The 14,815-nt window shown below is 37.6% G+C and carries 16 protein-coding genes; 10 read left to right on the forward strand and 6 right to left on the reverse strand.

Features of this window, described 5'->3' with window-relative positions:
* Positions 1-217 precede the first annotated feature (217 nt).
* A complete protein-coding gene (locus AC5WOF_RS04435; RefSeq protein WP_496048727.1) occupies positions 218-775 on the forward strand; it encodes a DUF2179 domain-containing protein in 558 nt (185 codons plus the stop codon).
* Positions 776-815: 40 nt separating this feature from the next.
* Here the strand turns inward: AC5WOF_RS04435 and AC5WOF_RS04440 are convergent, their stop codons facing one another.
* From AC5WOF_RS04440 to AC5WOF_RS04460, 5 genes are all read right to left on the reverse strand, one after another.
* Positions 816-1,463, reverse strand: coding sequence for a hypothetical protein (locus AC5WOF_RS04440; RefSeq protein WP_496048728.1), 648 nt, complete (start codon positions 1,461-1,463; stop codon positions 816-818).
* Positions 1,453-1,668: a hypothetical protein gene (locus AC5WOF_RS04445; protein ID WP_496048729.1), complete on the reverse strand. Its 216-nt coding sequence runs from the start codon at positions 1,666-1,668 to the stop codon at positions 1,453-1,455. Before AC5WOF_RS04445 ends, AC5WOF_RS04440 begins: the two co-directional genes overlap by 11 nt.
* Before the next feature lie 17 nt (positions 1,669-1,685).
* Complete coding sequence (locus AC5WOF_RS04450; RefSeq protein WP_496048730.1) at positions 1,686-2,681, reverse strand: DUF4097 family beta strand repeat-containing protein; 996 nt, start codon at positions 2,679-2,681, stop codon at positions 1,686-1,688.
* Positions 2,682-2,897: 216 nt separating this feature from the next.
* A complete protein-coding gene (locus tag AC5WOF_RS04455) occupies positions 2,898-3,719 on the reverse strand; it encodes a hypothetical protein (RefSeq protein ID WP_496048731.1) in 822 nt (273 codons plus the stop codon).
* Between the two features lie 161 nt (positions 3,720-3,880).
* Positions 3,881-5,290, reverse strand: coding sequence for a protein kinase domain-containing protein (locus AC5WOF_RS04460; protein WP_496048732.1), 1,410 nt, complete (start codon positions 5,288-5,290; stop codon positions 3,881-3,883).
* Positions 5,291-5,424: 134 nt separating this feature from the next.
* Between AC5WOF_RS04460 and AC5WOF_RS04465 the strand changes: the two genes are divergently transcribed.
* The 6 genes from AC5WOF_RS04465 (at position 5,425) to AC5WOF_RS04490 (ending at position 10,501) form a co-directional block, all read left to right on the forward strand.
* A complete protein-coding gene (locus tag AC5WOF_RS04465; protein ID WP_496048733.1) occupies positions 5,425-6,480 on the forward strand; it encodes a tetratricopeptide repeat protein in 1,056 nt (351 codons plus the stop codon).
* Between the two features lie 12 nt (positions 6,481-6,492).
* Positions 6,493-7,029, forward strand: a complete 537-nt coding sequence (locus AC5WOF_RS04470) for an SgrR family transcriptional regulator (protein ID WP_496048734.1) — start codon at positions 6,493-6,495, stop codon at positions 7,027-7,029.
* Between the two features lie 66 nt (positions 7,030-7,095).
* Positions 7,096-7,953, forward strand: coding sequence for an SAM-dependent methyltransferase (locus AC5WOF_RS04475; RefSeq protein ID WP_496048735.1), 858 nt, complete (start codon positions 7,096-7,098; stop codon positions 7,951-7,953).
* 20 nt (positions 7,954-7,973) lie between these two features.
* Entirely contained in the window at positions 7,974-8,696 is a 723-nt protein-coding gene (locus tag AC5WOF_RS04480; RefSeq protein WP_496048736.1) for a GntR family transcriptional regulator, read from the forward strand.
* 238 nt (positions 8,697-8,934) lie between these two features.
* Positions 8,935-9,672 carry an AAA family ATPase gene (locus tag AC5WOF_RS04485; protein ID WP_496048737.1) on the forward strand — a complete coding sequence of 246 codons (738 nt, stop codon included), beginning with the start codon at positions 8,935-8,937 and terminating at the stop codon, positions 9,670-9,672.
* A gap of 1 nt (position 9,673) precedes the next feature.
* The gene (locus tag AC5WOF_RS04490; RefSeq protein ID WP_496048738.1) at positions 9,674-10,501 is read left to right on the forward strand and encodes a hypothetical protein; all 828 of its coding nucleotides are present in this window, start codon (positions 9,674-9,676) and stop codon (positions 10,499-10,501) included.
* Positions 10,502-10,631: 130 nt separating this feature from the next.
* Here the strand turns inward: AC5WOF_RS04490 and AC5WOF_RS04495 are convergent, their stop codons facing one another.
* Positions 10,632-10,970, reverse strand: a complete 339-nt coding sequence (locus tag AC5WOF_RS04495) for a hypothetical protein (protein WP_496048739.1) — start codon at positions 10,968-10,970, stop codon at positions 10,632-10,634.
* 139 nt (positions 10,971-11,109) lie between these two features.
* On the opposite strand from AC5WOF_RS04495, the gene AC5WOF_RS04500 reads away from it, so the two are divergent.
* The 3 genes from AC5WOF_RS04500 (at position 11,110) to AC5WOF_RS04510 (ending at position 14,740) form a co-directional block, all read left to right on the forward strand.
* Complete coding sequence (locus AC5WOF_RS04500) at positions 11,110-12,009, forward strand: LysR family transcriptional regulator (RefSeq protein WP_496048740.1); 900 nt, start codon at positions 11,110-11,112, stop codon at positions 12,007-12,009.
* Between the two features lie 130 nt (positions 12,010-12,139).
* Positions 12,140-13,315, forward strand: a complete 1,176-nt coding sequence (locus AC5WOF_RS04505) for a M20 family metallopeptidase (protein ID WP_496048741.1) — start codon at positions 12,140-12,142, stop codon at positions 13,313-13,315.
* Between the two features lie 24 nt (positions 13,316-13,339).
* Positions 13,340-14,740 carry a YfcC family protein gene (locus AC5WOF_RS04510; protein ID WP_496048742.1) on the forward strand — a complete coding sequence of 467 codons (1,401 nt, stop codon included), beginning with the start codon at positions 13,340-13,342 and terminating at the stop codon, positions 14,738-14,740.
* The last annotated feature ends 75 nt before the right edge of the window (positions 14,741-14,815 follow it).

A 14,815-nucleotide genomic window follows, 5' to 3' on the forward strand; every position in this document is an offset into this window, starting at 1 on the left:
AAAGAACATTAAAATAAAAAAACAAAAAAAGGAGAATAATTTTCAAAAACCTATTGCCGAATAAGAACTGCCGGTTGTATAATCTTATCGTCTAAACGAATGATTCTCTATGAAAAGAGAAGCTATCCGCTCATTCATGCACTCATATCATCTTATAGCACTGGATATGCCTCGAAAAGGGACGAGACAGTATTTTACCAGAAAAGAAGGATGCCCTATGTTCACCACTTTGCTGCTGATTGTCGTACTGCAAATTGTTTATGTATCCATGCTTACTGTTCGTACCATACTCACCATCAAAGGTTATCAGTTTATGGCAGCATTGCTAAGTAGCGTGGATGTATTGGTTTATGTAATTGGATTCAAAATTGTATTGGACAATTTGGGTCAACCGATCAATTTGATCGTCTACTGTGTCAGCTATGGCATTGGGTTATTTTTAGGCATGAAATTAGAAGAAAAGCTAGCACTTGGATATCTAAATATTTCCGTTATCACCAAAAAAGAGAACATTCAACTTGCAGGACAGCTAAGAGCGGCTGGTTATGGAGTCACTGCATGGTTTGGCGAAGGTATGGATGGAGAGCGATTGGTTCTGTCTATTACAGCACATCGAAAACAACAGCATAAACTTTCTAAACAGATCACAGAACTAGACCCACATGCCTTTATCGTAGCTTATGAACCTAAACATTTTCAGGGTGGTTTCTCTTTCCAACCTTTTCGTAGAGCATCCAATGTATTAACTCTCCCCAAAAAGAAAAAAGCAATTTAAGTGTAAAAAATGCTTTGCCCCTAAAAAAGGAGCAAAGCTTTTATTTTTGCTGGAACTGTTGTTCAAATTGCTTCATTGGATCATTCTTGTCCGCTTCACTTACTACATCTTTGGGCACAACTAATTTCTTTGCACCAGGGTACTTGATAACAGTTTGGATATCGAGATGTTTTTGTCCTTTCACTCCATTATCCAGATTTATCGTTTGTCTTGTATAGAAAACTTCATTTTCAATGATTTGAACCGTAAAAGTTTTTTTGTCGATTACCATTTTCGTATGATACTTTTGAAACGCTATTTCCTTAGGATCAATCACGTCTGCATATCGTTTTAGATAGCCTTGCATCCATTTGAAGTTATTATTTTGATCTGTACTTGTTACATTTAATTCATAGGTTTTGTCTGTTTCTTTCATTTGGACTTGATCCCCAACTGATTTTAAAACAGAAAAATAAGTTTGGGCCTTTAAATCGTTTATACTGCCAGAAGAAGTCATAGACGCTATATCTTCCGCTTTGAACGGTCTCTCATATGGGATTTTCTCCCATGCTTTTTTCTCGCCATCATATATATTTCGATAGTATTGGTATCCGGGTAATTGATAGACTTGTTCGTCCGAAGACCCATCGCTATATTTCGATTGCGTATAGTATTCCTTATCCCCATAGTATTCGATTTTAGACTCCACCCATCCCCCAGCAATCAATGTCTCTGCGATGATATTGGACAGGGATTAGCTTCGTTTGTTTTTTCAATTGCTGAGAAACCTTTGACATCACTTGATCTTTTGTCAACGGTTTTACTACTACTTTTGCAGCTTTTCCTGAGCAAGCTGACAGAACAAGCAGCAACATAAACATAGGAATGAAATAAGCTATTTTTTTTACTCGCATTTTTATTCCTCACTGATTTATTTTTTTAAGGATACATGGATATCACCTTTCTTGGTATCAATAACTAAGTTTCCTGTTCCATTACCGAGGGTTCCTTTGATGTATCTAATATGATAATAATCTTTATCTTTATCGATCATTTTTTTAATTGGTAAGCTATTATTCATCGTACCGCTTTCACTTGTAAGAGCGAGATAGAGGTTAGCTGGTAAGGTTTGAAACGTAAAATCCACATTTCCTGTTTCTGTTGTTATTTCATCACTCGTGTATACAGGTGCAATTTGTTCAGCTCTTATACTTCCTGTGCTCGATTTCAAAATCATCGATCCATTATAGCGGGTGATGTTGATGTCTCCAGATTGTGATTCTCCTTTTACCTGTCCCACAGAGTCTAGGAGTGAAATATTTCCATCCCATGAAGTAAGCGTCATGTACCCAGCGTTGATTTTTTTCAACTGGATATTTCCCTCATCACTTGTAAAATGAACTTGATCTCCGGAGATATTCGAGAGATTTGCTGATCCTGCTTGTGTATCTACTTTTATTTCACTAGCCTGTAGGGGAATATCCGATGTTAAATTACCATCGTGTGTACTCAATTCGATAGAATCATAGACTTTACTTGGGATGAAAGCATCTAAGCTTAGCTCTGAGGGGAATGCTTGTTTTTCTGTTTCTGTTTTCACATTATTTTCTTTATCATAAACTTCTAAGTATACTTCGTCCCCTTGTTTCGACCATTTCAACTCAACATCATCTTGTTTCGGTATTTTCCCGTTAATTTTCGCTTGCATTTGATCATTGTTACTCTTATGTAGGTGTAGATTTGCTCCACTTGAGTAGATCCCTATTATCTTTGCTGATATACCATCAACATTTTTCACCTGATTTACCACTTTGCGATCATCTACGGGTTTTGTTTGAAAAAGATCTGAATAAGAATAAACGATTCCAACTCCTAGAAGTACAACTATAATCAATGCAGTCAATATGATTTTTGTTTTGTTTTTCAACTGTACACCCCTTTCGAGGAAATGACGCTAAGTTCCATTTTTTTAAATTAATACTATACATTTTGACATAGTTTTATATAACAGTCCATGTAAATAAAAACTGCTCTAAATTGCACAAAGGGTAAACAAAAACATCTAGATTTCACCTTTTTTCTTTTTCAACTGCATAAAAAAGAACTTAATCCTGTTTAACAGACTAAGTTCCCTTTTCGATTACTATTCGGACACTTCGACACTTACAAGTTTAGATTCTTTTTCATTCCATGCAAAAGTAGCCGTACTCTTTCCGAGATCGTAGTCACTATAGTAGATTCCATCATATTCATGAGTTTGATCTGGATTTCCAAACACACGGACCAATTCATCTTTGTCATTATTAGGAACATCAATCGGGAATTCTTTTGTATTTATCATCTTAATCATCCCTACATGATCACCGTACATGGTAAAATAAATATCCCCATAATCGAGGAAATTTGGGCTCTCTGTTTCAGGTTTTCCAAAAAAATCAATTATTTCAGCACGGGTCGATCCAATATGAACGCTTGCTCCATATAAATATCCTGTTTTTATAAAAGTTTGAAGCATCACCCAGCCACTATCAGGATTTTGGCGCTCCAAAGGCACTTTATCTACCTCATCGTAATCCAACACATAAACCTTATCCGATGTTACTTTTTCCCCATTTACTATCCCTGTAAAATTTATATACTGCGTGTAATAGCTTTTGTCGTTTTCATGCCCCTCTGGGATCATACAGTCTGCAACACTATGAATAACAATGGCTCCTTTATTTTTTTGTATATCTTGTTCTCCACAATCTTGAATTGTCCAAGTTCCTTTTGCTGTTTGTGCATTTAGCAATTCGAATTTCAGCTCTACTCCATCCTCATAATGTTTGTAAATAGTGACTCGGATTGGGTTTGGATTGGAATTGATATCTTTTTGTCCATTCTCACTAGCGAAATTCATGGTACAACCGGATATTATGGCAGTAACCGCTAGGAGTAAACAGAATAAAAAATTAAATTTCCTCATAAAAAGTTCCTCCGTATACCTCATGAGATACTTATTTCTACTTTAGTTTAAAAGCTTTATAACAAAGGAAAAAGGGTAATTTACAGTTTGAGGCTTACCCCTTTTGTTAACGAAAAAAGATGGATGAGAAGTAAGCCTTCCATCCATCTCTTCTATTTTCTTCATGACGAAGGGGCTGTTCCCCATTGTTGTAATAAGCTTTCTTCTGCCACATAGTTTTTTTCATTGCTATTTGGGTCATTTTTCCAGTAAAATTCGATTTTTGCAATGCCTTCATTTATCGGCAACAATTGTTCTGGAACAGTTACATGAAATTTCACAGGAGTTAGTGTCGATTGTGAAGAACGTTTGTATTGAACGGTTTGCTTCGATATCACAAGCCTTGAACTTATCCGATCGATTACATAAATGTTGTAATAAAATTTAGTAGAAGGTAAATCCCCCACATCTACACTCACATCATACTCCCCATCTTCTCCTTCTACCTTGCGATTATGAAAAATACGGCTTAGTTTATTATTTTTGGGGAGTTCTTTCCACCAAGGGTACTTCCCTTTTGCCTTCGATGTTGGTGTATCTACACTTTTTTCGTTGATTTGTGTTTGTTTTGTTGCTTCACTTTGATACGCATTATACCAAATGTATGTACCAACAGTGCCCAGTACCAATAGAATCGTTATGGACAAATAGACTACAGGACTGCGGTAGAGATATGCAGTTTCTTTATTCTTTAATGTTGTAGGTATACTCGGTTTCATAAGCCCTAAAAGCGATAATTTCATTTCATTTGCTGTCTGGAAACGACGAGCAGGATTTTTTTCCAATGCCTTATAAATAATTTGTATTAACTTTGGGTTTATCTTATTGCCTAAACCCTTTAAAGAAGGCACAGGTTGATTGATATGCTTCATTGCAATGGCAATATAACTCTCTTCATCAAAAGGCACCATACCTGTCATCATTTCATACATCACAATACCCAAAGAATAAACATCGGAGGATGGCTGTACAGCTTGGGCAGAAGCTTGCTCTGGAGAAAAATAATGGACCGATCCCATTACCATACCAGTTAACGTCATCTTTGTAGAATCCATTAGTTTGGAGATTCCAAAATCAGCAATTTTTGCGACGCCGCTTGCAGTGCATAAAATATTATGAGGCTTAATGTCACGATGAATGATTCCATTTTCATGTGCATGAGCTAAACCGTCACAAATTTGACTTGCAAAATGGATCACTTGATCTTCACTTAAGTTTTCATTTTCTTTTAATACTTGATGCAGAGATGGACCATCCACATATTCCATTACGATAAAATGCGTCTCATCTTGATGAACAATATCATATATTTGAACAATATTGGGGTGATTTAAACTGCTGACAATTTTCGCTTCACGTATAAATCTTTCTATTCCCTCTTCTCCATTTAACTGCCTATCATCGATCACCTTTATCGCTACGTTTCTTTCTAAACGTGTATCCCATGCCAAATATACAGTAGCCATTCCGCCTTGGCCTAACTTTTTGATCAGGTCATACCGATCGATGAGTCTCTGTCTATCCTGTAACACCTTGCCTTTTCTCCTTTTAGAAAACATTAATGAGTGCAATAATAAAAATTATTTTGAAAAAATGATATAATGGAAGTGATTACCTTTAAACTCTTTCCCTTCATTATAATGTAAAGGGTGAAAATTTGAACATCATGGAACCGAATAAAAAGACGCTCCGTCCTATATATATGGCAGAGAAAAAAATAGAACGGTATAAATTTCAAGAAGCTTATGATTTGATCAAAGATTTCCAAGCAAAGGAAGTAGAAACTTGGCCCAGTCGGGAACAAGGTATTTTTTATTGGATTTTAGGCCAGTGGGAATCGCACAAAAAACATATAGAAAATGCACAATCCTATTTTATCAAGAGCATGAACAACCTCGAATGCTACCCAGATAAAAATCCTCTTATTCGGACAATGATCGCCATGAGTAAAACGATCTCCTTATCAGGTGAAGAAGATAAAGCACTCCATTTGTTGATAGAAGCTTATGAGATTGCCATCTATGAACAGATTTCAACCTATACCCAGATAACACTATTCTTTCAACTAGGGGTTCAACATGGGAAACTAGGGGAAGTCTATTCTGCTATCTATTACTTTAACAAGGCTCTTCAGTTCAGTGCAAACCTAGATATAACCTATAAATCAGGCCAAATTTTTATGTCTTTAGGCGTTTGTTATATGCAGCTCCACGATTTCCATCAATCCAGACAACATTTTGAAAAGGCTCTGCTTTCATTCGAGTTAGCTGGAGATGAAGAAAATCTAGCCGGAACACATATGAATCTGGGCATTCTTTATGGATATCATCATGTCTATGATCAGGCAACTCAAGAACTACAAAAAGCAATGTCTTTGTATCTCCAATTAGAACAACCCCAGATGAAATTGCAATGTATGAGTAAATTGGCCACCTTCTTATATCAAGATGGAGAATGGGAAGAAGCAACTTCTTACTGCAACATCATCTTATCGGAACAAGAAAACCATACTCCCTTTTCAATAAAGGCATATGAACTGCTAAGTGACATGAAACTAGTTAAAAATCAGTTGGATTCCTCTCTAGAATTTATCAACAAAGCGTTAGCGCTATCAGAAGAAAGCCAAATGGAAAGACAACACCTTATCACCAAAAAAATCCAGCTGCTCCGCCAAAAAGGAAGATGGCAAGAAGCATTGGATCTTATAGCTGCCAAAGCATAGGAGGTGTTAAAAATGAACACAATTGAATACTACATTGAACTGAGGCTTGCGTTTCATACTGTAACAGACAAAACTCCTATCACGGTTGATACCGCAAAAATATCCGAAATCCTTCACTGTTCCTCACGCAACGCACGGCTTCTGTTAAAAAAAATGCACAGTGATGGATTCATAGAATGGACATCAGGCAAAGGAAGAGGAAATCGCTCTCATCTTACCTTTAACTTCCCTCTATCATCTGTCATCATCCTTCATTTTCAAAGCCTTATCCAGCAAAATAATATGGAGGAAGCATTACAGTTTCTTGACAGAAAAGAAATCCCTATCGATATCAAAAAGAAATGCTATAACCAATTACGACCTCAATTTGGATTAAATCTACCACAAATAGACCAATCAGAAGACAAAAAGCTTTCACCTGCTTCTAAAAAAATGACCTTTAATCATATTGTTCGTTATGTTGGAAATCGCACTTCTTCGTGGGTATTAGGAAAAAAAATGCCCCAACATAATACCATTCAATGGCCAAAAAAAGATTCCGATTCTTAACTTTTCAAGTGGGAAGATACTTGCTGTTTCATTCTTTATTCCCTATGTAAAATTGGAGTGATCAGATTGAAAAGTGAAAAATCCAGTACAACAGCTATGGGAATCGCATTGATGCGTGCTCTTGAATCGAGCAGACCCGAAAAGGAACGTATTTGTTTTGATCCATTCGCTCGTTCCTTTGTGAACAGCATCACCTATATTTTCAGCAAATGGATTATGACTTCTGGATTATTTGAAAAATTCAACCATGGAGCTTTAGAGTTTGTCACTGCTCGGGAGCGTTATATCGATGACTTTTTGAAAAAATGCCTACTGCAAGATTTTGATCAAATTGTCATCCTTGGTGCAGGCTTCGATACCCGTGGATATCGAATAGATGGTATCGAGAAGACACAAGTATTTGAAGTAGATCATCCTGCGACACAAAAAGTCAAATTACAAAAACTAAAAACTATCATTAACCCCCTGCCTAAAAATGTTACGTTTGTATCAGTCGACTTCAATACACAAGATTTAAGAGAACGACTTTTGCAAAATGGCTATTCGGAAAATAAGAAAACACTCTTTATTTGGCAAGGAGTCACAGTCTATCTGAATCCAGAAGGCGTAGATAGCACCTTATCTTTCATTGCCAACCACAGCGCATCAGGCAGCGCAGTCATTTTTGATTACTACTACAAGGAAACATTACAAGATACAAACAATGTCCATATAAAAAGCATACATCGTTCCGCAAGATGGACAGGAGAAAACTATATTTTTGGAATTGAAGAAGGAAAAATCGAGTCCTTTCTAAATGATCGTGGTTTTAAAGATATTCATAATGCTTCATCTGATGAATTAAAACGGCTGTATTTTAAAGGGGTTAATGCAAAACGCATCATGCTTCCAGGTTTAGCAATAGCTTTTGCGTATGTAAAATAGCACAAAGGAAGGTACTCATGATGGCTAAAATAAAGTGGACAGAAATATTCGAAGTTCTAAAAGAACGGATCAAAACGAAAATATATGCACCTGGTCAAAATTTCCCAACAAATCTAGAGTTAAGTAAAGAATTCAATGCTCATCCAATGACTATTCAATCTGCTGTGAATGCTCTCATACGTGAAGGATTGGTTATTTCTTCAAGTACCAGAAACCCTCGAAAAGTACGCCCAAAATTACCTCACAAAAGTACAAGAAAAAGCTTCTCTAGAGATTCAGCAGGGAAGAAGTATCATAAAAATTTACTTGAGTTAAGGATTATAAGCGATAACAAAGATATCCCTGATGAGGTATTGGCTGAAATGCAAGCACCAGTGTTGTACTACTGTCATGAACAATGGTTGGAAGATAAACTCGCTGCTGTGTCTCGTTCTTACATGCCAGACTATATCAATCTACCGGAACTTGAAGGAAGGATTAAGGAAAAAGGATCAGGTCTATACCGATCCATGCGAGCAATGGGATTGAAACCAAAGTATATTGATGAAACATTGCGAGCTACATTGCCCACTGATCAAGATATAAAAGATTTGAAGTTAGTCGATGATCCAAAGAAGAACAAGGTAGTCATCATGAATATTTTGCGGAAAGTATTCAATGATGATGGAAGATTACTTGAATATTGCTTGTTAACAGACCGAGCAGATGTCTATGACTTTAACTATCAATTTACAATGGATTGATAGTTTTTTAGCATATGAGCATTCATGATAAATATCCCCCCTCCCCAACTGTCTACCGGAAGGAGAAATACCGAAACATTTCGAGAAATCGATACATCCGAGAGAGTGAGGAAAAGGGGGTTAACTTGTTTTCTGAGTGCGTGGATTGAAGAAATGGAGAAAACAGAATCAATAAATTCGATATGATAAAAAGATCAGTTGTTGGCTAACTTATTTTGATTAAAAGACAGGTGAAACCATGATTATAGAAGAGGTTATCTGTGACTGTAATTTAATAGATGGAGATAGATGGCCTTTTGATGTTCCTTCTGTTTCTCAAATTGTACGCCAAGGATTAACGTTTCAAACTCCTATTACGTTCTTAGTAGGAGAAAACGGTTCTGGTAAATCTACCATTATAGAGGGTATTGCAGAAGCTTATGGATTAGATGCTCATGGAGGTCGTGCGGGACGAAAATTTGTTAATGATCGTCCCCAAACCCCTTTGGGTGAAGTAATGAAACTAAACTATACACCTATTGGATCAAAGGTGTCTGCGATTCCTAAAAAAAGAAAAGGGTATTTTTTACGAGCTGAAACCGCACATGGATTCATGTCTTTTGTCACAGGAATGCGTGGTTATTGGGAAAAGAATGTGATGGAAATGAGTCATGGGGAAGGGTATCTGGAAGTATTAGATACCATGTTTACAGAACCCGGATTATATCTACTAGATGAGCCAGAGGCAGCCCTTTCTTTTTCATCCTGCCTCCATTTAATATCCATCATGAACCGCCTGTCTGAAATCGGCGCACAGGTCATTTGTGCTACACATTCTCCTCTGTTAACTGCATTACCTAAAGCTGATATTTTAGAACTTAGCACAGAAGGAATCAAAAGATTACCTTGGAAAGAGCTTGAGTTAGTAGACCATTGGCAAAGATTTCTCTCTAATCCCTCCATTTATTTACGTCATATTGTGAATGAGGAAAAATAATATGAATTTCTCGAATCCATATGAAGGTAAGCAATTTGAAATGTATGAAGCACTTGTTAAATATGCAAAGCAATATGATTTATTGCTATTAGGTGATCCTTTTTTTGGTTGGAATAACCGATCAATAGGATGCAAAGTAAGAAAACTGGAGGATACATACTGGCTTCGAGTGGTTTCTGAACAAAAGTGGTGGGCGCAAGGAGACTGGTGGGAAGGAAATAAAGCTGCTAATGCCATTCAAAGTATCTCTAAACCGAAGGTTCTCAGAGTAACAGAATATGAAGAAGGCGATACTCTTTACCGTGCTGAGTTACACACTTATATAAATAGTCGAGTGTGTTCAGCTACACCAGAGTTACGAACGAATATCAAATTATCCACTCAATGGTGGTCAGATTTACGAAAATTTTTAGATGTTCTATCTTCCTATCAGACAAATAGAACTACTATAAGCCAAGAAAAGGTATCTCGGCGATTTCTTGTATTCTATGGTGATGATATTGATAGTGAAGTTTGTAACTGGACTACTGCACATGCTGATCTGCACTGGGCTAATTTAATGAATCCATTATGTAGTATTTTAGATTGGGAGAGTTGGGGAATGGCCCCTGCTGGATATGATGCTGCATATTTGTATTGCCACAGTTTACTCGTTCCTGAAATCGCAAACCAAGTGTACGAAACATTTCAAGATATATTGGATAGTAAAGATGGATATTTAGCACAGTTGTATGTGATAACACATATGCTGCGCAGAGTTGACCAAGGTGATTATATGGAACTTGCAGGTCTTTTACACAGGGAAGCAAATAAACTAAAAAAGAAGTAAATGAAATTATTGATATCCTTTCCTGTATTAAAAATCAAATTATTCAAATAACTTATTGAAGTATAGTGAATCAACATAAAATAGGTCATCTAAAGGTTCATGAAAATCTTTAGATGACCTTTATCTTATTCTACCGAGAACCAATGTGAATAAAAAAAACAAGCAGGCCAATGAAAGCTCCGCCGCCGATTGCTATATTTCCGCTCGCAAACATACCCAATACGGTATAAGCGATTAGTCCCCAGATGATACTCAGTGGTACAAATAATACAACTCGTAAATATGGGATAACAAATAATATGGCTAGTATGATGACAGAGCCAATAAATGTAGGCCATGAGTGGAAATAATATCCTAAAATTGCGGAAAGAATTAAAATCTCAACCACGATAAAATTACGACTGCTACGAACATTTTCCATCTGGTCCATGACATCCACGAAGTCTCTCGCCATTTTTCTTTTATCCATCTAATCCCCCTCCTTCTTCTGAATTTGCAACAATCCATTAAATATTATAACATCTTACAAATCTATTTGTTTATCTATATATTTTCATAACTCCTTATTTCTGGCGTATATTAACATTATTATAACGGAGGATAACAGTATGACAGAACAAGATTGCCAACTTTTGATATACCTAAATGAAGAACGTAATTTAACACGAACTGCTGAACGGCTTTATATCACTCAACCTGCACTGAGCTATCGACTCCAGCAAATCGAAAAGGAATTTGCTGTCCCCATCATTGTCAAAGAAAAGAAAGGAATTCGTTTTACTCCAGAAGGAGAATACCTCCTTGCCTACGCAGAGAGAACACTAAAAAATCTGCGAAAGGCTAAAGACTTCGTCATCAACATTCGTCATGACGAGAGAGGAACTCTTCGATTAGGTGTTTCCAGTTACTTTGCTCAATACAAGCTCCCGCCCTTATTAAAAACATTTCAATCTGCCTTTCCTCAAATTCAAATCCATGTCACAACAGGAATGAGCAATGAGTTAATCGATGGGCTACTAGCAGATGAGCTCCATGTCGGGATTATTCGCGGGGATTACCATTGGTACGAGGAAAAATACTTTTTAGAAGAGGAAAATATCTGCATTATCTCCAAAGATCCAATCGATCTTAATAAACTGCCTGATCTACCAAAAGTACATTATCGAGAACCTCTCAACTCCATTCAAGCGAAAAGCAGCTCTCATACAACAATTATCCACAGTATTGATCAATGGTGGAATGATCACTATGACCAGCCACCCTATATTGCCATGCAAGTAGATAGTTATGAAACGTGCCGGGAGATGGTGCGAAACGGGATGGGATATGCAATTGTCCCTCGTATTTTTATCCATCAGGACGACGATCTTTACACATATGATCTTATGGCAAAAGATAGCAAAGCTTTAAAACGGAACACTTGGCTGATGCATAAAAAAGAAACCGCACATCTGAAAGTCGTTCAACGCTTTGTAAACTATATCAAATCCACTTATCCGCATGATTAACCAAAAATTTTTTATGAATGAACCAAAAAATTCTTGAATTCCCTTATCCCAGAGGAGTGGGTACAATTTATGTAATGATAACGCTATCACCCTCTTTAATTAGAAATGGATAGAGAAAGGATTACTTTCAATGGGAAATAACAAGAATAAAATTCAAGCTGCTGTAGAAAAACGAAGCGAAGAAATAAAAGCGCTATCATTAAAAATCCATGCGAACCCAGAGTTAAGTTTTGAAGAACATCAGGCACAAGGCTGGTTGATTGAACCTTTAGAGAAAGCAGGTTTTCAAATTGAAAAAGGCTTGTCAGGACTCCCCACTTCTTTTCGTGCTACTTGGGACAATGGAGAAGGACCTGCTATTGCCTTTCTTGCAGAATATGATGCACTGCCGAAAATTGGACATGCCTGTGGTCACAATATCATCGGATCATCAGCTGTAGGAGCTGCTTTAGCGTTAAAAGATGCTGTACCGGATCTGCAAGGGAAAATTGTCGTCATCGGAACACCTGCTGAAGAAGAAGGTGGCGGGAAAATCTTGATGGCTGATGATGGCATCTTCGATGATATCGATGCAGCTATGCTGTGCCATCCACAAAAGAAAACATGGGTACTTCGCGGTGGATTAGCTTGCGTGGACGCGACGATTCAATTTTTCGGCAAGCAATCACATGCTTCTTCTGCCCCAGAAAAAGGAATCAGTGCATTGGAAGCATTGATCACTTCTTACAATGCAATCAATGCCTTGCGCCAATTTTTCACTGATGATGTACGGATTCATGGCATTATCACGCATGGCGGTGAAGCGACAAATGTCGTACCAGACTTCACCGAAGCCAAATTTTTGATGCGGGCTGCAACTGTCAAAGGCCTTGAAGTTGTTAGACAAAAAGTGTATCGCACAGTGGAACATGCAACAGAAGCTATGGGAGCCAGATGCGAGATTACAGAAGGACTCATCTATGCAGAACGAAATAACAATCATGCTTTAGCAGATCTTTTTCGCCATAACCTCGAATCCATGGGAATTGAAGTAAGTGAACCGCCGACACAAGGTGGATTAGGCTCATCTGATATTGGAAATGTTGGACGAGTAACAGCTACTATCCACCCTTATATTCAAATCGGAAATGAAACCACCCATACATCTGAATTTGCAGCTCTTGCAGGTTCCGAAGCTGGTATGGCAGGTCTGATTCAGGCATCTAAAGCACTTGCTATGACAGCATATGATCTGATCGACAATCCAGAAGCTTTTCAGCAAGTTCGACAAGAATTTGAAGCTTGGAAACAAAAACAATCATCTTAGATGCGACTAGTAGGGGGAAATTTTATGAGCAAAGTACTCAAATATTTCAAGTTTCCACACACGTATGTCTTGCTAGTTTTATTGATCATCATCGCTTCTTTCTTCACATACTTGATCCCTTCTGGCGAGTTCAAACGAGTTGAAGATAAAAAAACAGATCAGACCGAACTTGTACCAAATTCTTATCATCATATCGAATCAAGTGCAGTCAGCATTGTTCAAGTTCCGAAAATGATCGTCAAAGGATTAAATGATTCTGCTGATATCATCATGTTTATTTTTATCGTCGGTGGTGCTTTTCAAATTATTACGGCAACAGGAACTATCAATGCGATAACTGGGAGGATAGCCCATCGATTTCAAAACAAAGACAAGCTCATTATCCCCATTTTCCTCACCCTGTTTTCGGTTGGCGGCTTTTCGATGGGGATGTCTACCGAATGTATGGTGTTTGTTCCGATTGGTATAGCTGTCGCCCGATCACTTGGATATGACGCAATCGTTGGAACGGCGATGGTTTCCCTTGGGGCTTCGATCGGTTTTACAGCAGGACTTTTAAATCCATTTAATGTAGGGATTGCCCAAACCATCGCTCAAATCCCCATGTTTTCTGGATTATGGCTGCGTGCTATTTTACTAGTTGTTTTACTTATCATCACAAGTTACTACCTCATCCGCTATGCACAAAAAGTAAAAAATAATCCAAAATCTTCTTTTGTTGCAGAGTTAGAAAAAGAAAAGAACAGCAGTCAAACTTTGGAGCAAGTGGATGTTCCAAAAATGGAAGGCAAACATTACCTTGTTTTACTCACACTTTTAGTTGGTTTTGGCAGCTTAGTATGGGGAGTATCTACACAAGATTGGTGGATCGAGGAGTTATCCGCACTCTTCTTGAGTATGGGCATCATCGCTGGATTCTTATCCGGGTTTGGCCCGAGCAGAATAGCAAAAGAGTTTGTCATCGGAGCTAAATCGATGACATATGGAGCACTGATCATCGGTTTAGCTCGTGGTATATTGATGGTCTTTGAAGAAGGACATATCATTGATTCCATTGTCTATTCTTTATCTGGACTCATCGGTCATCTTCCAAGTTCCATTCAAGTCCTTGGTATGTATTTCTTCCAGACTATTATGAATGTTTTTATCACCTCTGGTACAGGGTTAGCTGCAACTACGATGCCGATTATGGTTCCACTTTCAGACCTCATCCATGTAACAAGACAAACAGCTGTATTAGCTTACCAAATGGGTGATGGATTTACGAATATCATCTTACCAACTTCCTCTATGTTGATGGGAAGCTTATCGGTATCAGGGATTACTTATCAAAAATGGCTCAAGTTTATGTGGCCACTTATGATCGTATGGGTGATCATCGGCGCCGTATTTGTAATCATTGCAAATCTGATCCATTATACGTAAAGCTAAAAAACAAAGCTGCTTTTCTCATCGTAGAGGAAAGCAGCTTCTCTATTGTTTAAACTGTCGGGAAAGAGC

Source organism: Shimazuella sp. NTD250 (genome assembly GCF_059510375.1).